This window comes from Periweissella cryptocerci, assembly GCF_004358325.1.
Classification (GTDB): domain Bacteria; phylum Bacillota; class Bacilli; order Lactobacillales; family Lactobacillaceae; genus Periweissella; species Periweissella cryptocerci.
This window is the reverse complement of the sequence record NZ_CP037940.1, coordinates 2,547,194-2,570,552: the sequence shown is the minus strand read 5'-3', so window position 1 is coordinate 2,570,552 and position 23,359 is coordinate 2,547,194. Positions and strand designations below refer to the sequence as shown.

The 23,359-nt window shown below is 41.2% G+C and carries 18 protein-coding genes; 2 read left to right on the top strand and 16 right to left on the bottom strand.

Features of this window, described 5'->3' with window-relative positions; translation table 11 throughout:
- Nucleotides 1-465 precede the first annotated feature (465 nt).
- The 4 genes from yjeM to zapA all read right to left on the bottom strand — a co-directional run bounded on the left by yjeM (nt 466) and on the right by zapA (nt 5,370).
- Nucleotides 466-1,956 carry a glutamate/gamma-aminobutyrate family transporter YjeM gene (gene yjeM, locus EQG49_RS11445; RefSeq protein WP_133364098.1) on the bottom strand — a complete coding sequence of 497 codons (1,491 nt, stop codon included), beginning with the start codon at nt 1,954-1,956 and terminating at the stop codon, nt 466-468.
- A gap of 196 nt (nt 1,957-2,152) precedes the next feature.
- Nucleotides 2,153-4,519: an endonuclease MutS2 gene (locus tag EQG49_RS11440; protein ID WP_133364097.1), complete on the bottom strand. Its 2,367-nt coding sequence runs from the start codon at nt 4,517-4,519 to the stop codon at nt 2,153-2,155.
- A 53-nt stretch (nt 4,520-4,572) separates the two neighbouring features.
- Complete coding sequence (locus tag EQG49_RS11435) at nt 4,573-5,115, bottom strand: CvpA family protein (RefSeq protein WP_133364096.1); 543 nt, start codon at nt 5,113-5,115, stop codon at nt 4,573-4,575.
- Nucleotides 5,116-5,118: 3 nt separating this feature from the next.
- Entirely contained in the window at nt 5,119-5,370 is a 252-nt protein-coding gene (gene zapA / locus EQG49_RS11430; protein ID WP_133364095.1) for a cell division protein ZapA, read from the bottom strand.
- A 221-nt stretch (nt 5,371-5,591) separates the two neighbouring features.
- Between zapA and rnhC the strand changes: the two genes are divergently transcribed.
- On the top strand, nt 5,592-6,509 hold the full coding sequence (rnhC, locus tag EQG49_RS11425; protein WP_133364094.1) for a ribonuclease HIII: 918 nt from the start codon (nt 5,592-5,594) through the stop codon (nt 6,507-6,509).
- 495 nt (nt 6,510-7,004) lie between these two features.
- Here the strand turns inward: rnhC and EQG49_RS11420 are convergent, their stop codons facing one another.
- The 6 genes from EQG49_RS11420 to dnaE form a co-directional block, all read right to left on the bottom strand.
- Nucleotides 7,005-7,451, bottom strand: a complete 447-nt coding sequence (locus tag EQG49_RS11420; protein ID WP_133364093.1) for a universal stress protein — start codon at nt 7,449-7,451, stop codon at nt 7,005-7,007.
- Nucleotides 7,452-7,470: 19 nt separating this feature from the next.
- A complete protein-coding gene (locus EQG49_RS11415) occupies nt 7,471-8,841 on the bottom strand; it encodes an Nramp family divalent metal transporter (protein ID WP_133364092.1) in 1,371 nt (456 codons plus the stop codon).
- A 358-nt stretch (nt 8,842-9,199) separates the two neighbouring features.
- Nucleotides 9,200-10,747, bottom strand: a complete 1,548-nt coding sequence (locus EQG49_RS11410) for a hypothetical protein (RefSeq protein ID WP_133364091.1) — start codon at nt 10,745-10,747, stop codon at nt 9,200-9,202.
- A gap of 483 nt (nt 10,748-11,230) precedes the next feature.
- Nucleotides 11,231-12,340, bottom strand: coding sequence for a hypothetical protein (locus EQG49_RS11405; protein ID WP_133364090.1), 1,110 nt, complete (start codon nt 12,338-12,340; stop codon nt 11,231-11,233).
- Nucleotides 12,341-13,089: 749 nt separating this feature from the next.
- Nucleotides 13,090-14,526, bottom strand: coding sequence for a pyruvate kinase (pyk, locus tag EQG49_RS11400; RefSeq protein WP_133364089.1), 1,437 nt, complete (start codon nt 14,524-14,526; stop codon nt 13,090-13,092).
- A 101-nt stretch (nt 14,527-14,627) separates the two neighbouring features.
- Complete coding sequence (gene dnaE, locus EQG49_RS11395; protein WP_133364088.1) at nt 14,628-18,002, bottom strand: DNA polymerase III subunit alpha; 3,375 nt, start codon at nt 18,000-18,002, stop codon at nt 14,628-14,630.
- 328 nt (nt 18,003-18,330) lie between these two features.
- Between dnaE and EQG49_RS11390 the strand changes: the two genes are divergently transcribed.
- Entirely contained in the window at nt 18,331-18,516 is a 186-nt protein-coding gene (locus EQG49_RS11390) for a YjzD family protein (RefSeq protein ID WP_133364087.1), read from the top strand.
- 159 nt (nt 18,517-18,675) lie between these two features.
- Here EQG49_RS11390 and pepT read toward each other — a convergent pair whose 3' ends face one another.
- The 6 genes from pepT to holA form a co-directional block, all read right to left on the bottom strand.
- Complete coding sequence (pepT, locus tag EQG49_RS11385) at nt 18,676-19,902, bottom strand: peptidase T (protein WP_133364086.1); 1,227 nt, start codon at nt 19,900-19,902, stop codon at nt 18,676-18,678.
- Between the two features lie 19 nt (nt 19,903-19,921).
- On the bottom strand, nt 19,922-20,725 hold the full coding sequence (locus tag EQG49_RS11380; protein WP_423245965.1) for a Nif3-like dinuclear metal center hexameric protein: 804 nt from the start codon (nt 20,723-20,725) through the stop codon (nt 19,922-19,924).
- On the bottom strand, nt 20,722-21,399 hold the full coding sequence (locus tag EQG49_RS11375) for a tRNA (adenine(22)-N(1))-methyltransferase (protein ID WP_133364085.1): 678 nt from the start codon (nt 21,397-21,399) through the stop codon (nt 20,722-20,724). The genes EQG49_RS11380 and EQG49_RS11375 overlap by 4 nt, the downstream gene beginning before the upstream one ends.
- A 190-nt stretch (nt 21,400-21,589) precedes the next feature.
- Nucleotides 21,590-21,844: a 30S ribosomal protein S20 gene (rpsT, locus tag EQG49_RS11370; RefSeq protein ID WP_133364084.1), complete on the bottom strand. Its 255-nt coding sequence runs from the start codon at nt 21,842-21,844 to the stop codon at nt 21,590-21,592.
- A 59-nt stretch (nt 21,845-21,903) separates the two neighbouring features.
- The gene (rpsO, locus tag EQG49_RS11365; RefSeq protein WP_133364083.1) at nt 21,904-22,173 is read right to left on the bottom strand and encodes a 30S ribosomal protein S15; all 270 of its coding nucleotides are present in this window, start codon (nt 22,171-22,173) and stop codon (nt 21,904-21,906) included.
- A 159-nt stretch (nt 22,174-22,332) separates the two neighbouring features.
- Nucleotides 22,333-23,355: a DNA polymerase III subunit delta gene (gene holA / locus EQG49_RS11360; RefSeq protein ID WP_133364082.1), complete on the bottom strand. Its 1,023-nt coding sequence runs from the start codon at nt 23,353-23,355 to the stop codon at nt 22,333-22,335.
- Nucleotides 23,356-23,359: the final 4 nt, after the last annotated feature.

Sequence of the window (23,359 nt, the reverse complement as noted above, 5' to 3'; positions counted from 1 at the left end):
TCCCCTAGTTGTTTTGTTGTACCATTTCAATATATTGCTATATACATAAAGCAAGTAATCAACGAATGTATCTACCTTCTTAATTATAATGACTTTATCACATTCTGTACTTAGAAACAAAAATAGCGCTGAACAAAATGCTCCTCGTGATCTACTGACCTATCTTGTAGGTGACCTGGTTCTATTTATTTTAGCGCAGGATTGTCGTATCTGTACTTTTCAATCATCGAATTACTGCGATTCTATTGATTCTCAGCGTTGTTTTTCCCATGCTACTGCGGTTTGTGGTTTGTGGTTTGTGGTTTGTAACTATTTTTCGGTTGTTTGAGCATTATTCCTAACTAACGGAGTTGCCAATCTTATTCATTTCCACGTCAGACGAAATAGAGCAAAAAAACACGATTTTACCTTGAAATAAGATAAAACCGTGTTTTGCTATGAAACTATATTTATAATTGAATCGCTTTAATTTTGCTTTTGTTTTTTCTCACCGTGTGCATAGAATGCCCAGGCAACAATTCCGAAGAATACTGGACCGATAACTGTCCAGAAGGCTCCGAAGTAATCTTTAGCAATAATTGGTTGCGCAACTGTAAATGCAATTGAAACAACCAACAGAATTGCTACCACTGTTGAAACAACGTAAGTTACCGCCATGCTCTTATATGCAACAAATGGGCGGTCAACATTTTTCAAGCGCTTGAACATTGGGAAGGCAATTACCAAGAATACATATGGCAAGGTTGATGAAACATTTCCCATGTTAGTCAAGACTTGATACAGCGTTGAGGCACTATCCCCACCAAATGAAACCGCAATGATAAAGATTGACACGACGGTTGCTTGAATCCAGATTGAGAATGATGGCACTTCAGCTTTATTAAGCTTAACCATCCGACTAGGCCAGAGTTCGCGTGGTGTTCCTAAGATAAATGACTTGATTGGTGCATAAGTCATAAAGAAGAATGAACCTAAGTAAGCTAAGAACATTGAAATCCCAGCAAAACGAGCAAAGGCACTCCCGAGGCCCAAGGCAGCGGCATGGCTCAGGCCAAATGCCCCACCAAGTTCAACTCCAAGGTTATTCATCAAAACATATGTGATATTACCCAAATTTGCGGCATTACCCATACCGTGCAAGTGTGCCCAACTAGTTGAGACACCCCACAATAAGATTGATAACGCATAACCCAAACCAATTACGACCGTCGCAATGGTTGCGGCTTTAGGATAAGTCTTTTCAGCTTTATCAACTGATTCCATAATCCCACCCATTTGTTCCAAACCACCATATGCAAAGACTGCATACAAGGCAAATGACATCATTGCCAATGGTGATTGAAAGCTAGTGTTAGCAGGAGTTGTAAAGGTTGCCAAACCGTGAATTGGTTCCGCGAAGTGACCACCGTGTGCCACTAAAATAATAATTGATGAAACTAAGAAAATTACGTTCAACGCCATTACGGCCATTCCACCAATTGATGAAATTTTTGCAATCGCTTGAACCCCACGGTTAACGAAGAATGTAATTACTAAAACGAATAATACACCAAGTACACCCACTGTTTGGGTTGAATTCATGCCCAAAATTGACCAAGTTTGGGTTGTATCGTGACCAAAAACCAAAGTTGACAGGGGAATCCAGACCTTAGCTGCCACCCCAATCATCCAAACAATCCATGAAGCCAATCCAATAAAGGTTGCAATGAAAGCCATCCGAACGCCCAAAGCGTGTTCCATCCAGCTGTACAGACCACCCTTTGATTCTTTATACGTCGCCCCAAATTCTGCATACATCATTGAAGTTGGTAAGAAATATAACAACGCCCCAATGATATACCAGATAATACTGGCGAAGCCCATTTGTAAGAAGGCGACTGGCCCGTTGGCAAAACCGAAGATGGTGGTAAACATCATCATGGTTAAGGCCAAGAGACCGATTTTTTTCTTGTCCATAATGTTTCTCCTCAGGTTGATTTATTAAATTAAATTGTAAAAGTCAAACTACAGCATACCCCTAAACATTTGTGTGGCGCAATTGACTTGAAATGATTCTCATTAAACTATCTTTTAATTCTCACATAATACTAATCAAAAGCCAAAAATAAAGAACTATTACCTCAAAGCGGGCAATAGTTCTGTGTGTTATATCTTATTGTAATGTGACGATGGTCGCACCATCACCACCTGCGTTAGCATTAGCAAAATTAAATGATTTCACGCGTGGATTAGACCGTAAATACTCTTGCACGCCTTTACGCAACGCCCCGGTCCCCTTACCGTGAATAATTTCCACGGTACCAAGGTTTGAAAGGACCGCGTTATCAATGTAGCGATCAACTTCACCCATTGCTTGTTCGTAACGGTGTCCCCGTAGATCAAGCGATGCTTTCACAGTTTGTCGTGAGCTACCTTTGACCGTTGCACGTGGTTTGGTTTTCGGTTTAGCTTCTTTAGGTAAATTTTGCTTTTGGAGGTCATCAGTTTCAACGACCATCTTCAAAATACCCATTTGCACTTCCCATGCATCTGCCCCGTGTTTGCGTAACAAAACACCTTGTTGGCCATAAGAAACGACTAAAACATCGTCGCCTTCTTTAAACTCTTGTTGGCGTTTAGCACGAGCCAACACCTTATTCTTTTTCAAATCAGGTGCTTGCCGCATTGCATTTAGCTGACCTTGTGCATCAATTAAGGCACTTTCTTTAACCGTACCTGCATCTAGCTGCATTTTGCGTAAATCAGCAATCAGTTGATCCGCCTTCTTTTTGGTATCAGCAACTATATGGTTAGCTTCCTTTTTAGCTTCGTTCAATTGGTGATCACGTGCATTATCCAGCTTGAACAACTGCTTTTCCAAATCTTCTTGTTCTGCCGTAATTGTGGCTAAGCGCTCATTAATTTCAATTGATTCATCTTCAACTTGCTTACGCTTGGCAACTAAATCCGCAATCATTTCATTTAAATCTTGCGAATCTTGTTGCGTCAACGCCCGCGCTTCATCAATGATCGTATCATCCATTCCTAAGCGTTTTGAAATATCAAAGGCATTTGACCGCCCTGGTACCCCAAGCAAGAAACGGTAAGTTGGTTGTAAAGATTCAACATCGAATTCCATTGAAGCATTAATCGTGTTTGCCCGATTAAATCCATACGCTTTCAACTCTGGATAGTGGGTTGTCGCAACCACATAACTGCCTTTTGTTCCAATCGCATCAAGAATCGCAATCGCCAAAGCAGCCCCTTCTTGTGGATCAGTCCCCGCACCCAGTTCATCGACAATTACTAACGATTTCTCATCAGCTTGCTTCAAAATATCAATAATGTTAACCATGTGTGAACTAAACGTTGATAACGATTGTTCTATTGATTGTTCATCACCAATATCAGCAAATATTTCATCAAAGATACCAACGGTTGAGTATTCATCGGCCGTGATAAAAAATCCCGATTGTGCCATTATCTGCAGTAAAGCCAAAGTTTTAATTGTGATGGTCTTCCCACCGGTATTAGGCCCCGTCACGATGATAGCTTGGTAATCTTTGCCAATTACAATATCGTTTGCTACCACTTTAGTTTGATCAATCAACGGATGCCGTGCTTGTCGTAATGATACCTCGTTGGCTTCACTTACAGCTGGTTCAGTTGCCTTCATTTGGTGAGCATACATTGCCTTGGCATTAGCAAAATCCAAGTGTCCCAAGATTACTGCGTTATTCAAAATTGCTGGGGCTTCTGGTCGGAGTAGTTCTGACAATTCATCAAGAATGCGCTTTTCTTCTGAAATTTCTGCGACCTGTGCTTGGCGTAAGCGGTTATTCATATCAACAACCGCTTGTGGTTCGATATATAACGTCAAACCAGTTTGTGATTGGTCATGAACCACGCCGCCAAACTTATTCCGGTATTCGGCCTTAACTGGTACCACATAACGTTCATTCCGCATCGTAATGATGGGATCGCTCAAATAATCAGCCGCCTTACCACGCGTATATTGTTGCATTTTTTCCCGAATTGATTTTTCCGTCAACGTAATTTTTTGCCGGATTTGTTTCAATTCTGGTGATGCTTCATCCGTAATCCGACCATCATTTTCGATGGAAGTGTGCAAGCGCCGCGTTAATTGTGGCATTGTCACAATGTTATTAACTAAAGCTGGCAACCGGATTAAGTCGATTTCTTTGCTATCTGCTAAGTCAGCAAAGAACGTTGTGATTGCGGTTGAAGCTTGAAGGACCCGGCCCACTTGGGCTAATTCGGTCCCGCTAAGTGAGGCGTCCATCTCCAAACGCTTCATGTGTGGTTTAATATCTGCTAATTTAGGTAAGATAATTCCCCCGCTCACACGATAAATTTCCACAGCATCATGCGTATCTGCTAGCCATTTACGCATCGTATTAGCGTCTTTAGTTGGCCGGAGCGCATTCAATTCTGCGAGTCCAGCATCTGAGGTAAGAAAGCTACGTAACTGTTTTTTCACTTTATCGTATTCAAGGGTTGCTAAAACTTTTTCGTTCACGATAATTTCCTTTCGCGCTTTGCGTGGTTAACTTCACTCAGCGATTAACTTACTTAATGCGCCCGCTCGTTTAACCACCAGTGATAAATTTGGTTTGAAATAACTGGGGTGTTATCCAAAATGTTATTCAAAATTGGCGCCGTTACAAATTGTTGGTGAACCCATGTAATGTTCATAACTGACAGCATTGATAGAATAAAGAAACCAATCACATAAATGATTATCATGCTAACCAAGCCACCAATAATCGCATTAACTCCACCCACAATTGGAATCTTTTGAATGAATTTCAAGCTTTTTAAAAGTGTATGCACAAGAATCCCACCAATAAAGAAAATCAATGAGAATGAAATGCCTGAGGCTAAAAATTGAACACCTTTGTCTAATACAAAGGTCGGTACTGTCGGGCGATAAGCCGCACTGGCACTAGTCAATAATTTCGTAACAAGTTGTCCCACAGGGTGTGCCAAAAGTGTCGCCACAACCGTCAAGAACACATAACCAGCTAATTGCGCGATTGTTCGTACCAAACCCTTGCGGTATCCATTACCAAAGGCCACAATCAGTGCAATCCCAAAAATAACAGCTAGAACCATGTACTATGCTCCTTCTTCCACGTGCTTCAATTCATCAAGTTCCGTTTGCTTTTTTAATTGATCAGACATTGCGTTAAACGCTAACAATAACGCTTGATCTTCTACTGCCAATTTAGGCGCTAACTGTTGGATTTGTTCCAACTGTTCATTCAATAGTTGGTTGACTGCTTCCATATGTGCCACCGTGCCATTCCCAACAATCGTAAATTCCTTGTCACCAATCTTTGCGCGGTAACGTTGCTTTTGATTTGCCATAATTTTAATTTTCCACCTTTATAATCATTTTTATTGTGTCGCTACTTTGCAACACCGATTCTATTTCATTATACCTGACTCGGCAACGTTAGGAACATATTTCTTTTTCACGCAACGCAACGTTTCCATGTATAATTAAATATACTCAAATTAACCATGCGTGCACGCCAATCTGAGATTGCGCGGTGCACTCGCATACCGTAACGAAAGTGAGTCATTCTATGTCAGTCGTCATCAAAGTTGATCCGTCTACTTTAAAAAAAATTCAACAACACTACGGTTCTGTCGGTACTTTACCACCAGGCGCCGTTTTTCGCAATAAAACGAATGGGGTGACCATTACTGGTTACAAGTCCGGCAAGGTCATGTTTCAAGGTCAAAACGAAGACCGCGAAGCAAAACGATGGTCTAACACCGCACCAAGCACAGGTGCTAGCTCGCAACCTAAGCTAGCTGGTTCAAATGGTAATTTGCCTGTTGGTTTAGCCGGTATGTCAGTGCTTGGGTCAGATGAGGTCGGCACCGGTTCCTACTTTGGCCCCCTCACTGCCGCCGCAACCTATGTTTCGGCAGAAAACATTGCCCAGGTAAAAGCACTAGGTATCGCTGATTCAAAGACCTTAACCGACAAAGCAATGCAGACAATGGCAGAATCATTAATTACTTTCATTCCCTACCACGTCGTCAACATTTTGCCTAAGAAGTACAATGAATTAAACCAACGCTTAAACGCTAATGAGATGAAAGCATTTGCTCATAATCTCGCTTTAGGTAAAGTTCTTGAAAAAATCCGGCCAGTCCAACCAGACGCCATTTTAATTGATCAGTTTACGCAACCAAACACTTATTGGAAATACTTGCGCAACGTTGATGGTGTAGTTAAACAGAACGTTTATTTTACAACTAAGGGTGAACAATACCACCTGGCAGTTGCCGCGGCCTCTGTCATTGCCCGCTACGTCGAATTACAAACAATGGCAACATTAAGTGACCAAGCCGGTATCAACCTGCCCGTTGGTGCTGGTAGTGCGGTTGACAAAGTTGCCGCACAATTATTAAAAAATGGGCAAGACTTACACGATTACACTAAATATCATTTCGCTAATACCGATAAAGCAATTGCATTGGCACGGCGCTAATCCGTACTCAACAAATTTACCTTTGTCAAAAACTAACTTCAAAAAAGCTCTCGAACGTTAAATGTTCGAGAGCTTTTTTGAAATTTTACTGGCTATACTTATTTTAGCGTGGGATTATCATTTCTGTATTTTTCAATCTTCGAATTACTGAGTCCCGCAGTGTTATTTTTCTATGCCACTGCGGCCTGTGATTGGTACCTACTTTTCGCTAGTTTGAGTATTATTACTAACTAACGAAGTGCCGGTAAATTACTTGGCGGGCGTAGCCTTTACACCGCGACTGGGGTGATATGTGTGCAACACATGTCGCCGCTGAGGATGAGATAGGCTTCTTAGGAATTTATTCCTTAGAAGCCCAGCTTATCCGAGTTGTTCAAGACCGAACTTTGGCTTGAACATGTGCTTTCAGCGTGGTGCGCCAAGTATTTTACTGGCACGTAGTGGTCAAGTTTATTCAATCCCACGTCAAACGAAATAGAACCGTTTTACTTTTATTTAACGAACCACCAAGACTGAAACTGGTGAGTTCTTAGCAATATAACCAGCTTGGCTACCCATGAACTTACCCAGTCCTTTTTTGGTAGCGGCACCAACTACGACTAAATCTGGCTCAACATCAGGAATCACATCCTTAATGATTGTTTCACCAGGTTCACCTTCAGCTAGGACAATGTGAACTTCCTTCACACCAGCATCCAATGCTTGTTGTTTATAATCTTGGAGGCGTTTTTCAACATCGAGGCGCTTTGCTTCTAAGGCTTCTTTGTCCAAAAATTGGAAAACGTTCAATGAATCAGATTCAAGAACCGTAACAATGTGTAACAAGGAATCATCTTCTAATGCGTGACTAACTGCATTCAAGAATGCGAGTTGGGCATCAGCTGAATCATCAACGCCAACTAAAATGTTTTTGTGTTTTGGTAAATCTAATTTAAAAGCCATCTCGTTATCCCTCCGTCAACTAAACCATTGCGATTAATTCTTTAACAAGATTAAAGATTAATTGAATGTTCAATCCAGTTAATAGAATTGCAGATACCCATGCAACAATTGAAACCCACAATGGGTTAACAAATCGTTCACCCATAATTTTCTTTGAACCAGTAAAAATAATCAAGGGGAACATTGTAAATGGTAAGGCAATTGACAAGAAAACTTGTGAGTAAACCAAGAGGTTATCCAATGCGCCTTCCGTACCACCCCATACACATGCCGCAATCAAAACTGGAACAACTGCAATCAAACGTGTGATTAAACGACGGGCCCACATTGGCACCTTCAAGTGAATGAAACCTTCCATGATGATTTGCCCTGTCAAAGTACCAGTAATCGTGGCATTTTGACCAGAAGCCAATAAGGCAACCGCAAACAATGTTGAAAGCACTGGCGAGGCAATCCCCTTGGCGATTGTGTTATCACTCAAGGCACGGTATAAGTCACCAAATGCTTGTAATTGATCACCATGTCCAAAGAACAAGGCTGCTCCTAAGATTAAGAGCAAGGCATTAATGATTGTTGCCCCAACTAATTGGATATTTGAATCCCAAGTTGTAAAACGCACTGCATTGGCAACTTCATCTTCATTATCGCGATCATAAGCCCGCGTTTGTGAGATTGATGAGTGCAAGTACAGGTTGTGTGGCATAACAGTTGCCCCAATAATCCCAAGCGCTAAAGTTAATTGCTTATGTTGTAAGATTGAAGTGCGTGGTACTAAGCCACCCATAATCCCTGCCATGCTTGGCTTTGAGAGAATAACCATGTATAAGAAAATAACTAAAATTGATAATATCAGTGTAACAACAATTGCTTCGATCTTGCGGAAACCAAGTTTTGTTAATAATAATAGCAAGAATACATCTAAGATGGTCAACATAACCCCAACTGTTAATGGAATTCCAAATAACAGTTGCAAGGCAATCGCCCCACCAATAACTTCAGCAATATCCGTCGCCATAATGGCTAATTCAGTCATTATCCAAAGCATAAACCCAACCGGCTTATTGGTTCGGTGTCGAATTGCTTGTGCTAAATCTTGCCGCGTTACAATTCCTAATTTTGCTGCCATATATTGCATGACCATCGCGATGATCCCTGAAATAACAACAACTGATAAGAGCAGGTAGCGATATTGCGCACCACCGACAATTGATGTAATCCAGTTACCTGGATCCATATACCCCACTGCGACTAATGCCCCTGGGCCACTAAATGCAAACAAAGTCCGCCAGAATCCAGCACCTTTAGGCACTTCGACTGAACTGTTTACTTCTTCCAAACTTGCTTCACTAGCTGCGCTCGCAAATTTGTTTTTCCCTGTTTCGTCCGTCATCAAACTACTCCTTTGAAATGTTTTTCTGGTGCTAAGTTATTATACCTTCTATATAAGACTTGTAAATGTAAATAACTTAGGCACGCCTTAAAATTTTAAGCTGCGAAAATCACTGATATTCTTGATTTGTGACATGTTACCGTTTCCATTGCCGTTAAATCAACCCCTTAACTATTTACAAATACAAATATATCAATTATATTACAAACTTATTTTAGCCCTAAGTTCATCCAGTTAAACTAAACTGCTTAAATTACCTCAACATTGCCACTAAAGCAAAAAAGCTTGTCCAAACACAAAATGTATTGTACAAGTTTTTCTCCGATTTGACAATTGCTACATACAACTAAAAATAATCTTAGGCCAATATCCCTGACCAACTAGTTGCTTCAACAATCTCCGTGCTACCATTTTGCCGATTAACCGCTTGTTGATATTGGAAAATCGCTTGGCGCGCATTCAAGCGTGCCATCAAAACGCTCACATCGGCGCTTTGATCAACTAGCTTATCTAGAATCACCGCCAATTCATCAACCATCAGCAACACATCAGTATAAGTCGTCATACTATCAATATCGACGACTGCGCTAAAGCTATTAGCTAATAATTCACTAATTTCACGGTGGCAGCCATGTGCCTGTGCCTTACTGTTAATCTCGTGCAACCGGTACGTCAATTCACCTTGCAATGTCGCCAACTCATTTTGTTCAGCTACAGGTCGGTTTGCCCGATTCTCAAGTTCCACGCTAAATTCCGTAATTACCGTTTGTAATTGGCATAATTCAGTATAGTGAATCCCTGTTTGCAATGCTGTTGCAAACTCTTGTAACTGCGCTAACTCTTTGGTGGCACCTGCTTGCGTTTCCAACATTGCTTGCATGGTCGTCACTTGGTGCGTTAATTCTGTAGTAATTTCATCTATTTCGTTTTCACGCAAGGCTTTAGCCGTCTGCATTGCAACTGCTAAATCATCAAGCCGTTCTTCAATCCGTTGGACCGTCGTTGGCAAAAAGCATGAATTAAATTGTGTTTTGAGCCCTTCCACGTGTTCAGCTACCACGGGGCAGTCAGCAATATCGAACTCGGCAATGGTCGCTTGATACGCGTTAAAACGTTCTCTAAGGCCTACTAGCAAATGGTCAAGTAGTTGTTGCTGGACGGTCGCTTTGTCGATTAGACTCGCTAATTCGTTCAAATCTACCATGATCCGGGGAATATCCCGACCAGATAATAGTTTTTTTAATCTTTTTTCATGACGCATAAACTGCATGTGTACGACTGGATTATGATAAATCCCATTTTCCAACGCGGTTTGTCGTTGCTGGTCAATCAAACTTTGAACTAAATTAATGAATTTAGCTAATGCGTGACTTGCACCATCCAAAAAATCATCAAATGCCACCCGCATTACTTCAAGGTTGTTTTCATCATCGGCTAACAGATATCCTTCCAATTCAGCAAATGGTTCCCGAATCGAACGTTCCATTTTGAAATCAACATCGGCTTCCAACGACATCTGCACGCGTGCTTTCAACTCTGGATAATCCATTGGTGGCAACGCAGCAATCGTATTATCAATGTAGTCTTCCAACGAACTAATTTCGGCGGCAACCGCATGAATTTCTGCCCGGGATGCACAATGATTTACCGCACACTGATTTAATTTTTGTGTGATTGCATGTTGCTTAACTTGAATGGTTTCACAGTCGGCTAAATCAAATACATTGGCTTTGGCGATTAGACCATTCATCATTCCAATAAAATATGTTCGTACTTCGCGATAAAAATCAGGTGCTGTTGGCAAATTAAACTCAAGTTCTGGGTATTTAAGTAGAATTTCCAAAACACCACTATGCCCCATCTTCGACACATCTAACACCGTGCTGTGTTTTACTTCAGTTACCATTTTCATGTCCACCTTTTAATTATTACTACGCTTTTAATATCAATAAAATAATTTATATACCCCACAAGTCTATTATCCCAGATATTACTTTCATTAACAAAAAATAAGTCCGCTACATTGAAATATTATCGGTTCTCCATTTTCACGAATGTACTTAAGTAACGCTAACACCTAATTATCAGCCTCGCTACTAAGCACCCAGCTCAATAGATTACCAAACATTTCAAACCTCGGTACCTAGATTTTGTTGATAGTTATCGTAATCGCAGTAGCCATCCATTTTTTAAAATCACTAAATTCAAACTACTATTGCATACTAATATACTACGATGCAATCAGCGTTACTACACAAAAAGACCCCTACCACCAAAGTGATAGAGTTCTAAACATGTTAATAATATGGGGCAAATCACCCAATAAATAAGCGTGATTCGAAAAAAAGCACTCACAATTAAAGTGAGCGCTTAACAAAATAAAGAGCATTTAATTTTCTTCAATCTGAAGTTGGTTTACACCTTCAATTGTGAGAACTTGTCCTTTTTCCAACTCTGTCGTAACAGTCTTAACTTGTCCTAATTCAGAATCTTCGGTTGTACCCATAATTTCATTCACTTCACCATCGTCAGTTTGGACATTACCACTACCTTGTAACGCAGTTAACGTATAGCGACCTGGCATAATATCTGTACCAACTAAATAGTTCCCTGATCCCAATACCGTTGCACTTGGGTTTGATGCAACAGGTATTAACTTAATACTTGGAATGCCTTCTACCTTTAGCTTATCGCCTTTAACCAAGTATGAGGTAACAGAATCTACTTGCCCCATACTTGGGTCTGCAACTGAACCTAAAATAGCATTAATCAATCCTTCGCTATCAGATAAGTTACCACTCCCACTAACAGCGGTTATCTTGTAACGCCCTGGTTCTAAATCTCTACCCACTTCCCAGATACCGGTTGACAATGTAGTCGCCTTACCATTTAACTCTGACTTAGTTTCCTTTTTTGGTTCAGCCTTCTTGGGTGCTGCCTTTTTTGGCTCCGCACTTTTCATAACACTTGATGCGGCAGCTTCTGATTGAGCTTTCGTAGTAAAGATTATTGTGGTTTCAGAATTCAACGTAATTTCAGTTCGCACATCAGATTTACCCAAAGTACCACTAATCTTATACCAACCATTTGCGTCAGCACTTTGTTTAGATACCGTAACATTAGAGTGTGGGAATAAATTGGAACCAACTTTTCCCTTGACCAAAATCGTCATTTTACGTGAATTTGGAATAAATGTTGCGTACTCACCAGACCCTTTAACTGGTTCCTCAACATCCGTATCCTTATCACCACTCTTTATTTTCAAAATATTACTAGTTTTTGCTGTACTTTGGGAATCAGCTGACTTACTTGAACTATTCCCACTCAAACTCGCAACCAATGACAAAAGTGCAATTAACCCAATAAATCCAAAATAGATTTTTGAGGCAACTCCACGTTTAGTCCGTTTTAACCACTTATCGTGAATCAAACAATAAGGTACATATAAAAAGGCGGTGACAATAATAACTACAATAATGGTTCCAATAAATTTGCCCATGAAAATCTCTCCTGTCTTATTATCGTTCAATTATATACAAATAACCAGCTAATGTATATAATGTTTTTCTCAATAGCAGTTGCCTCTTGCATTTGAACTCTATGATTTAAAAAGCACAATCTAAAAGGATTCCACATCTTTTGAATTAATATTTGAGACAGCCACGCAACCCTATATCAGGATATGCGATGATAAAATAACAACGTCTCAAATGTCCGCGATGATATGTTTTGGTTCGATTTATTTTAGCGTGTGATTATCATTTCTTTACTTTTGCTTAAGAATACTCATTTACCACGGAATATACCTTAGGCACTAGTTTGGGCACATCACAAAATCAGCGATAATTGATTTGATTGTTTCGGCCCACAACGACTTTTTTTACTCCTTTGAGTATTATTCCTAACTAACGGAGTACCAGCAAATTACTTGACGGGCGTAGCCTTTACACCGCAACTGGGGAATATGTGTGCAGCACATATTTCCGCTGAGGATAAGATGAGGAGTCTTAGGAATTTATTCCTTAGGGTCCCAGCTTGTCCGAACCTCACAAGACCGCACTTTGGCTTGTGAGGTTGCTTCCAGCGTGGTGCGCCAAGTAATTTGCTGGCACGTAGTGACCGATTTTATTCAATTCCTCATCAGAAGAATTAGAACCTATGTTTTTTTATTACTATACAAAAAGAACCCTACCACCGAAGTGATAGAGTTCTAAAAATGTTAATAATTAACGTTTTTACTAACGCAGACTAGTCAATTGCTTGGATAGTCATGATGTTAGTAGTACCAGTTGTGCCAACAGGAACACCGGCAGTGATGATGATGTTATCACCCTTCTTAGCAAGACCACGTTCAACAGCAGTCTTCTTAGCCAAGGCGATCATAGCATCAGTATCAGCAGGTTCTGAGACAACGACTGGGTCAACACCCCAGCTCATAGTCAAACCACGTTGTACACGTTCGCTGAAAGTAAGTGCCAAGATGTCAGCATCTGGACGGTGCTTAGAAATCATCTTAGCAGTGTAACCTGAAGCAGTAGCGGCAACGATAGTCTTGATGCCCAAGTTAGCAGCAGCAGTAGCAACCGCAGCAGCAACTGATTCAGTGATGTCAGTAGCATCGAACAAGTTGTCAACGTGGCGACCGTTAAGTGCCAATGCTGATTCAGCTTTTTCGTCGATGTGAGCCATCATAGCAACAGCTTCCTTAGGGTAGTTACCGTTAGCTGATTCACCAGAAAGCATAGTTGCGTCAGTACCATCAAAGACGGCATTGGCAACGTCAGAAGCTTCGGCACGTGTTGGACGTGGGTTTTCTTGCATTGAGTCCAACATATCAGTTGAAGTGATAACTGCCTTACCAGCAGCGTTCATTGAACGGATCAAGGCTTTTTGTACCAAAGGCACGTTTTCAGGTGGAATTTCGATACCCATGTCACCACGAGCAATCATCAAACCATCAGAAACCTTTTCGATTTCGTCCCAGTTGTCGATACCTTCTTGTGATTCAATCTTAGGGAAGATTTGAACGTCTTCCTTGCCCTTTTCCTTCAACAATGCACGAATTTCGAGCACGTCTTGTGGCTTACGGACGAATGAAGCAGCAATGTAGTTGATGTTTTGGTCAAGACCGAAACGAATATCATCAGCATCCTTTTCAGTAATACCAGGCAAGTTGATTGACACACCAGGTGCGTTAACACCCTTACGTGAACCCAAGAGACCTGGGTTTTGAACAGTAACAAGAAGTTCGCGAGTAGCATCGTCCTTGCCAGTGATCATCATGTCAATACGACCATCATCGAAAAGTACGTGACCGCCAAGTTCAACGTCTTCAAACAAGTTTTCGTAAGTAACGTAGATACGTTCCTTAGTTCCCAACTTTTCAGCAGAAGAGTCCATACCGATACGAAGTTCATCGCCAGCGGCGAATTCAATCTTACCAGTTTCAGTATCTTGCTTAGTAGTACGGATTTCCGCACCCTTAGTGTCAAGCAAGAAACCAACTGTCTTACCAGTGATCTTTTCTGCTTCGCGAACTGCTTCCATACGGCCTAAGTGTTCTTCGTGGTCACCGTGTGAGAAGTTGAAACGGAACACGTTGGCGCCGTTTTCAATCAAGCTAACAATAGTATCCACATCTGAACTGGCAGGTCCAAGTGTTGCAACAATCTTGGTCTTTTTCATGATGTAACATATCTCCTTAGATATAACTTAGAAATTTAATTTGATTCCAATAGCTATAATACCATATTCTTAGCATTTGTGACTAAAGTTTGAACTAAAAATCATTCATCATTTGGTTTGAAAATAACATTTCCGCGCCCTAATAGTGATGTAAGCGATTCCAGTGTTTCATTATTTTTTTTGAGCCAGAGGTTCGCTTTCAATGAAATTTTACGATCATCAACAGCAAACACCAATAAAACCGGATTAACCCCATGATTGTGTTGTAAAATTCGTTCTAATTCATGTTGGGTGGTTGGATTATCAGCTGCCGCAGGAATCCGAATGTACCATTGCCCAGTTGCAACTTCAGACGTCTTTTTTTCTGTGTTATTAGCTGGTTTGCCCACCGTAATTGTACTAGCTAAACGAATTTGGTCAGCGATTACTTGCAACCCACGGTTACTTTCCACCTTTCCTGCCACAAAATAAACGCGCTGTGGTTCCAATTGACTTTTTAATTGCTTATACAAGCGTGGAAAAACGGTAATTGATATTTCACCTGTCGCATCATTACCGGTTAAGAAAGCCATTTCTTCACCCTTTTTCGTCCGAATTGTCCGAATATGGTTAATAAAAACGCTCAACATAACTTTCTGCTCAACTTGTAAGTCGCTAATTGCCACCACATTTAATGCCCGTGCTTGTTGACGATATTGTTCAACTGGATGTGCGGTCACGTAGGCGCCTAAATATTCAGCTTCTTTACTTAGTTTTTCACCTAATGACAAATCGGGTAATTTTTTAACCTTTGGTGCCATCGTGGCAAATAACGACAACGATTCACCGGATAGACCAATTGCGTCAATGAATCCCGGCAACGATTGTAGCAATTCATTACGATTATAACCAAAATTATCGCAAGCCCCGGTATATATCAGTAAGTCTAATAGCTCGGCTTTACGCCATTTATCCGGTAATCGACTAATCAAATTGGCTAAATCCGTAAACGGCCCCTTAGTTTCCCGTTCGTTAATTAAATCCCGCACAAAATCACTGCGTAGACCTTTAACTGATGCAAGGCCAAAACGAATGGCACCTTTATAGAGGGTAAAGTTTTGATAGCTTCGATTAATATCGGGCGCTAACACCGCCACCCCTTGTTGCTTAACTTCTTGAATGTAAGTTTTCGTTTTGACATCATTTCCAATCGCCGAATTCATCAGCGCCGCAAAGAATGCTGCTGGATAATGTGCTTTCAAATACGCTAATTGAAAGGCCATCTTGGAATACGCAATCGCGTGCGACCGGTTAAACCCATAATTGGCAAACGCTTCGATATAATCATAAACCTGAATTGCGACCTGTTCTGAATGCCCAAGCGTCTTGGCACCTGTAATAAATTGGTTCCGTAAACTATCAAGTTTTTGGGCGTCCTTTTTACTCATCGCACGCCGTAACAAATCCGCTTGAGCAAAACTAAAGCCTGCCAAAACCGACGCAACTTGCATGACTTGTTCTTGATAGACAATAATCCCAAATGTCGGTGCCAAAATCGGTTCCAGCACCGCGTCTGGATACGTAATCGCTTCTTGACCGTGTTTGCGTGCAATAAAATGATCAATGTTTTCCATTGGACCTGGTCGAAATAGTGCGTTTACGGCTGCAATCATTTCAAAAGAATCTGGTTGTAATTTACGGAGCACGTTCTTAATCCCGTTCGATTCAAACTGAAAAACTCCGTTGGTGCGTGCTTGTTGAAAGAGTTCCAACGTTTTAGCATCATTCAAATCAATCGTCGTAATGTCGAATGGTTCACCAGTCAACGTTTGCACGTTAGCGAGTGCATCCGCCAATAACGTCAAATTCCGTAATCCCAAAAAATCCATTTTTAACAAACCAAGTGCTTCCACGGGGTTCTTTGGTAATTGCGTCATCAAACGGCCATCTGGACCGGCTTGTACGGGTACGACATCAGTTAACGGCCGCCCAGCAATCACGACACCGGCCGCGTGCGTACTATAGTTACGCGGTAACCCTTCAATCATTTTCGCAGTTTCAACTAATAATTCACCATTTGGTAGGTCAATCATCAAATTCCGAAAGGCTTGTGAACTAGTCCATGCTTCATCAATCGTAAAGTGAAGTGCATTGGGTAAGGTTTTTGATAATTCCGACAGCTGTTGCGGATTATAACCAAATACCCGGCCAGTATCGCGGAGTGCTTGCTTAGCCGCGAGTGTCCCAAATGTAATAATTTGCCCGACGTTTTCGTGACCATACCGTTGGTGGACATATTCCAAAACCGCTTCTCGGCGTGTGTCAGGAATATCAATATCGATATCCGGCATTTGGGCTCGTTCGGGATTTAAAAACCGTTCAAAGAGTAAGTTATACTCAATTGGATCGACATCTGTGATTGCTAAGGCATACGCTACCAATGAACCAGCTGCTGAACCCCGGCCTGGACCAGTTTGAATATGTTGTGTGTGGGCCCAATTTAATACATCCCAAACAATTAAGAAATAATCATTAAAACCCAATTCATTAATTACTTGTAATTCGTGTTGCAAGCGCGCCTGATATGCTGGTTTCACTGCCAATCCGCGTGCCTGCAGCCCTGCCTGTGCTAATTCTGTCAAATAACTGGCTGCCGTTTCACTCACTGGTACCGGGAATTTAGGTAATTGCGGTTCTTGAAATTTTAAATCCAAATCAATTACGTGGAGCATCTGCTCGAGATTATGTAAAGCATCCCCGAGCTGGGCACGTTGATAGCTAGCTTCCATCTCATCAGCTTGTCGCATAAAATGGCTTCCAAGTTCATTGCGAGCTTCACCAATATTGCTTAGCGTGATTCCAGCATCTACCGCCCGTAATACCCTCGTTGGAAAGTACTCTTGTGGCGTCAAATATTCCACCAAATCATTTGGTACAACTTGGGTATGCGTATCACTAGCTAATTGCAAAATCGTCTGTTGCAAATTATGCGAATGTTCGAGGCTAACCCCAATCATCAACGATGCTGGATCAACTGCCGGTTGTAGTTTCTCCAAATATGCTTTTGCCTGGCTCAATTCACCTTGTTGTAGTAGCTGAACTACTTCACCATTCATTGGTGTAATGACAAACAAATCGTGCAAATAGTCCCACACGTCATCAAGCTTGGCCGGCGTTTGGTTATCTAAGGTCATTTTATATGATGATAATTTCAATAAATTTTGGTAACCTTTTTGATTTTTGGCAATAAATACCAACGGTTCTTCGGTTCCTTGATTAATCAAACCTTGCACCCGAAGCGTCACCCCCAACAAAGGCGTAATACCAGCAGCTTTAGCAGCTTGATAAAAATCAACAACCCCATACAAAACATCATAGTCAGTCAAAGCGACCGCACTATATCCATGCTCTTTGGCCGCTGCAACTAACTTCTTGGGCGTTGTTGTACTCTGCAGGAGACTATATGTACTGATTGTTTGCACAGGAAAATAACTCATTTTAATTTCCTCCTCGTATTTCATTTAACTTGGATGCCCATCTGGCTCCTCATTTTTTAATTAATTCGGGTACTCGAATAGTCCGAGCTGATTTAACCGCGGCCCTGCGTTTCTAAGCTGACCAATAGTATTATGGCATCCCATTCTATCAAGTCATGCTACCCCTGATAACTTTAACTCGGCTCTCGAAACTTTGTTCGTTTCTCGTTAGTATTTATTATACCAGAGAATGGTTTCTACTTGCATTTACAATTATTCAGAGTAAACTTGTATTGTAATTAAAGTATAGGAAGTTACCTAACTAACTTCACGAATAAGGGTGATTAATATGAAATATATTGTTGGAGCATTCTGGGCCTTAGTCTTTGGCGAAATCCTGGGTTACATTGGTTCTTCATTAGACGGTTCAACGTACAGCGTTAGCTTTATTGGCATCTGGGCAATTGTGCTTGGTTTAGCCGGAACCTTCCTTTTCTCAAAGATTTCATTCAGTGCAGCACCAGACGAAAAATAAGCGTTCAGGCCATTGTGGCTTGAACGTTTTTTTCTTTGTATTGCTCAAAAAACGGGGCTGGGACAAAATTTGTCCCGCCAGCAAAATAAGCCGGATTTCGCCTTATTGTGTAAGGTAGAAATCCGGCTTATTAACGTGTAACAATATACAAAACCTATATTATTTACTGTTTAATTCTGAAATCTTCAAGATAACATCAACAGCTTGATCCATAACTGTCGTTGAAACGTATTCAAAACGTGAGTGCATATTTTCACCACCGGCAAAAATATTAGGCGTTGGTAAACCTAAGAATGTAATCTTAGAACCATCAGTACCGCCACGCACTGGTTCAATAATTGGCTTAATAGCTAATTCTTTCATCGCATTTTCAGCCAAATCAACTGGGGTCATGTCGTTTTGGAGCACTTCACCCATGTTGTAGTATTGATCGCTCAATTCAACCTTAACGCGGTCTTCACCGAACTCAGCATTCATTTTAGCTGCAATATCCAACAATGTTTGCTTACGTTCTTCAAACTTCGCACGATCATGATCACGCACGATGTAACGTGCTTCGGCGGCTTCTGTTGTGCCACCAATTTGCATGACGTGCCAGAAACCTTCTGTACCTTCAGTGTGTTCTGGACGATCATGTTCAGGCAACGCTGCGTGGAAGTCCATTACTACTTGAATGGCGTTAATCATTGTGTCCTTTGCAGAACCAGGGTGCACATTCTTACCTTCAACCGTCACCTTAGCACCGGCAGCATTGAAAGTTTCCCATTCAAGTTCACCTAAAGGACCACCATCCATTGTGTAGGCAAAATCTGCACCAAATTCAGTCGTGTGGAAGTTGTCTGCACCGATTCCAATTTCTTCATCAGGTCCAAACGCAACTTTGATTGTTCCATGCTTAACATCTGGATTAGCAATCAAGTATTCCATAGCCGTAATGATTTCAGCTACACCGGCTTTATCATCGGCACCCAACAAGGTTGAACCATCAGAAGTAATCAAATCGTGTCCCGTGTAATTTTTCAAACTTGGGAATTCACTTTGTTTCAATGAATAAGTATCACTCAACTTGATGTCTGAAACACCGTCATAGTTTTCATGAATTTGTGGTTGAATGTTTTCTGAGTTGAAGTCAGCGGTATCAACGTGTGAAATAAAGCCAACAACAGGGACATCTTTATCGGTGTTAGCTGGTAATTCAGCAAAGACATAACCGTCTTTCATGGTTTGGACATTTGCCAAACCAATTGTAGTGAGTTCAGCTGCCAAATCCTTCAAGAATGCAACTTCTTTAGGATCTGATGGAACTGTCGTTGATTCCTCATTAGAACGGGTGTTAACCTTTGCATATTTCACAAAACGTGGTACTAAGCTTTCATATTTAGCCAATTGACTATACCTCTTTTCATTAAATGAATTGGAATGGATCCGTATTTATATTAGATTGTACTACTTCTAGCTCCCAATGTCCGTCCTCAGACCAATCTTTCAGAAATTGTTGGAGCGCAATTTTCATCCAAAATTCCATGTGATGACCAGGGTCGATAACTGACATCTCGGCAGCTAGAATATCATGACCGGTATGATAGGTTACATCCGCAGTCACAAATACATCCGCGCCTTGATCTTTAGCGGTTTGGTAAAATTCAGAGCCTGAACCACCTAAAACTGCCACGCGCTTAACTGTCTGACTAAGATTATTACTAACAACGCGTACATGTTCCACTTTAAAAATTTGCTTCAAACGTTCGGCATAATCTTTCAAAATAGTCGGCGTCGCTAAGTCACCTATCCGGCCCAAACCAGTGCCAGCCTCTGTACCAGAAATTAATGGCACTGTATCAGCCATTCCCAACACTTGTGCAAGCCAATCGTTCATACCCTCTTTTGCATTGTCTAAATTCGTGTGCGCCGCATAAACCGTGATATTATGCCGTAACAAATCAGCATACATCCGGTTTTGGGGGTCAGCTAAATCCAGATTTTTCGCGGGTTTAAACATCATTGGGTGATGTGCAAAAATGAAATCAACATCCGCATCAATCGCTTCTTGCACGACTTCTGGCCGGACATCCAAAGTAGTCATCACTTTGCGAATTGGTTTCTTCAAATCACCAAGCTGTAACCCACTATTATCCCAGCTTTCTTGTAGAGTTAAAGGTGCAAATTCTTCAAAACGTTCAACAAGGTCTTGCCCCTTAATTACAGTCATGCGAGTACCTCCTTGATTTTAGCAATTTCAGTTTGTGTTTCAGCAACCCGATCTTCATGGACGGGTGTTGCCGCCTCTAAGAAACCAATCACCTTTTCTTTTCGCGCTAATTCACTTTCCCACTTAGCACGCCAAACTGGTGAGTTAGCACGCATTAGCATTGGACCAAATGTTTTTTCTTGTTCAGTTAATTTTGCAGCCCCTGCTTCAGCCCGGATTAATTCATACACATGGTTACCTTCGGCGATAATATCTTCAGCCACAATGTGGTAATCGTTATCTTCCAGCCATTGGCGCACAGTTGCTTCGTCAGTATTAGGTTGCAAGATTAGTTTTGGAAAACGGGCACCGGCAGCTAAAATTTGTGAAATCAAAATTCCACCCATCCCAGCAATCGTAACCGTATCAATATTATCAGCTGGTTCAATCGCAGCTAATCCATCAGCGAGACGAGGAATGATTTTACCTTGTAAAGCATGCCGAGCGATTTCGGATTCCGCATTAGCCAACGGTCCCTTAGCCACTTCACCAGCGACAGCAAAATCAATGTGGCCATTCAAAATTAAATTGGCTGGCAAATAGGCATGATCGGAACCAATGTCAGCCACACGGGCGCGGTCGTCCACCATTTTAGCCACTGCCGCTAAGCGATTAGAAAGTTTTTTTGCATCCATTTTTTAGAATATCCTAACTATTTTGGCACTATCAGTCTTGCGCAACGCTTTATCCGCTCACAAGACTACTAGGACCACTATTTTTATTATGTTACTTAAATCTTATCATAAAACGAAGCGGTCTGAACGCAAAAATTTGAATGCAAAAAAGGACCCGATACAAACGTATCAGATCCCTTTTAATAGTTGATTACTTTGAGAGCTTAGCAGCCAAACGTGACTTGTCACGTGACGCCTTGTTCTTCTTGATCAAACCCTTTGAAACGGCCTTGTCGATTGCTGATGAAGCAACAACAAACAATTCGTTCAAGTTGTCTGCACCGGCTTCAGCAGCGGCGTTAAACTTCTTAACTTGAGTACGGTAAGCACTCAATTGAGCAACACGACGAGCTTGAGCCTTTTCGTTAGTGCGAACACGTTGGATTGAAGATTCAATAACTGGCATTGATAATTCCTCCTGGTATTTTCTGTTTAGAACTTGTAACTTGTATTGTAATCCGAAGATTAACGACGCAAGCCAAGTGCCTTAATCAATTCACGGTAACGTTGAACATCGTTGTCACGGAGGTAACGTAATAAGTTACGACGGTGACCGATCTTCTTCATCAAACCACGTTGTGAGTGGAAGTCGTGCTTGTGAACTGAAAAGTGTCCGTTCAATTCGTTGATATCTTCAGTGAGGACAGCAACTTGAACTTCAACAGAACCAGTATCGCCTTCGTGACGACCAAATTGCTTAATAAGTTCGTTCTTACGTGCTTGTGAAATAGCCATGGGTTATTTCCACCTTTCTATTTTTTATTCCATCAAACCGAGTAAAGCGACGGTGAACCGCAAAACTAAGTAAGAGGATTGTGCTCTTGGCACTTGAACTATAATACCGGCTTTTTCAGATATTATCAAGTGTTATCTCTACATTTTTGAAATTAAATTTTACTTACCAGCCGTAACGAAGTCGACCATGAACAATTCAAACAACAATTCGGCACTACGTTGTGTTGACTTCATTTGCTTTTCAATATCAATTAATCCAAGATACGCCAAACTTAAATCACGGAATTTAAACCGCTTCGCCGATTGATTAGCGAGCTTAATCCGATATGGGTGGACTTTCAATTGTGATGCGAGTTCTTTTTCACTCCGCACTTTATTAATTAACCCTTTGACCTGAATCAATAAGCGAAATTGGCTAACTAGTAATGCGTTCATTTTCAATGGTTCTTCACCACTAATCATTAAATCATGATAAATCGTCAACGCAGTATTTGTCTGTTTAGCTAATACAGCATTCACTAAATCAAACACATTTTCAGTTAATGATTTTGTGACTAACTCGTTAACCGCCGCACTAGTAATGTTTTTTTCATCATAACAATACAAATACAGCTTAGCGAGTTCACCCATCATATCTGACAAATCCGCATTCGTCCGTTGCACAAACGCATTCATGGCGACTGGTTCGATTTTGTAACCATGTGTGCGAATATCGCGTTCCACAAATTGGCGTACTTGATTTTCCGTCATTTCGGTAAATTCTAAAATTTGCGCCGTCCGCTTCAACTCTTTGACGACTTTTTTTCGACTGTCGAGCTTTGCATATGGGGCAATAAACACCAACGTCGTAGTCGGTTCTGGATGTTCCAAATAGGCCTGCAAACCCTCAATATCGTGATTTAGCCGTTGTTTTTTGACCTCACCCGTTAAAAAACCAGGCTTTTCGATGACAACAACTCGTCGCTCACCAAAAAATGGGACTGACATTGCATCGTCGAGGGCCACACTTACTTCCACTTCATCCATGTCATAGCTGGCATAATTCATCTGGCGTTCATCTTCTGGGATGACTTGTTTGAACAAGTCACGCACGGCATCCAACAAATAGAACTGTTCGCCTTGAATTAAATAGACATTCGCTGGTTGTTCCTTTAATTGTTTAGTTAATTCATCAAAATTCATTTTA

What these genes read in the sequence shown, in the direction of transcription:
- yjeM (WP_133364098.1), bottom strand. Translation starts at nt 1,956, where the DNA reads ATGGACAAGAAAAAAATCGGTCTCTTGGCCTTAACCATGATGATGTTT.
- EQG49_RS11435 (WP_133364096.1), bottom strand. Translation starts at nt 5,115, where the DNA reads ATGGTTCTAGCTGTTATTTTTGGGATTGCACTGATTGTGGCCTTTGGT.
- zapA (WP_133364095.1), bottom strand. Translation starts at nt 5,370, where the DNA reads ATGGCAAATCAAAAGCAACGTTACCGCGCAAAGATTGGTGACAAGGAA.
- rnhC (WP_133364094.1), top strand. Translation starts at nt 5,592, where the DNA reads ATGTCAGTCGTCATCAAAGTTGATCCGTCTACTTTAAAAAAAATTCAA.
- EQG49_RS11420 (WP_133364093.1), bottom strand. Translation starts at nt 7,451, where the DNA reads ATGGCTTTTAAATTAGATTTACCAAAACACAAAAACATTTTAGTTGGC.
- EQG49_RS11415 (WP_133364092.1), bottom strand. Translation starts at nt 8,841, where the DNA reads ATGACGGACGAAACAGGGAAAAACAAATTTGCGAGCGCAGCTAGTGAA.
- EQG49_RS11410 (WP_133364091.1), bottom strand. Translation starts at nt 10,747, where the DNA reads ATGGTAACTGAAGTAAAACACAGCACGGTGTTAGATGTGTCGAAGATG.
- EQG49_RS11405 (WP_133364090.1), bottom strand. Translation starts at nt 12,340, where the DNA reads ATGGGCAAATTTATTGGAACCATTATTGTAGTTATTATTGTCACCGCC.
- pyk (WP_133364089.1), bottom strand. Translation starts at nt 14,526, where the DNA reads ATGAAAAAGACCAAGATTGTTGCAACACTTGGACCTGCCAGTTCAGAT.
- dnaE (WP_133364088.1), bottom strand. Translation starts at nt 18,002, where the DNA reads ATGAGTTATTTTCCTGTGCAAACAATCAGTACATATAGTCTCCTGCAG.
- EQG49_RS11390 (WP_133364087.1), top strand. Translation starts at nt 18,331, where the DNA reads ATGAAATATATTGTTGGAGCATTCTGGGCCTTAGTCTTTGGCGAAATC.
- EQG49_RS11380 (WP_423245965.1), bottom strand. Translation starts at nt 20,725, where the DNA reads ATGACTGTAATTAAGGGGCAAGACCTTGTTGAACGTTTTGAAGAATTT.
- EQG49_RS11375 (WP_133364085.1), bottom strand. Translation starts at nt 21,399, where the DNA reads ATGGATGCAAAAAAACTTTCTAATCGCTTAGCGGCAGTGGCTAAAATG.
- rpsT (WP_133364084.1), bottom strand. Translation starts at nt 21,844, where the DNA reads ATGCCAGTTATTGAATCTTCAATCCAACGTGTTCGCACTAACGAAAAG.
- rpsO (WP_133364083.1), bottom strand. Translation starts at nt 22,173, where the DNA reads ATGGCTATTTCACAAGCACGTAAGAACGAACTTATTAAGCAATTTGGT.
- holA (WP_133364082.1), bottom strand. Translation starts at nt 23,355, where the DNA reads ATGAATTTTGATGAATTAACTAAACAATTAAAGGAACAACCAGCGAAT.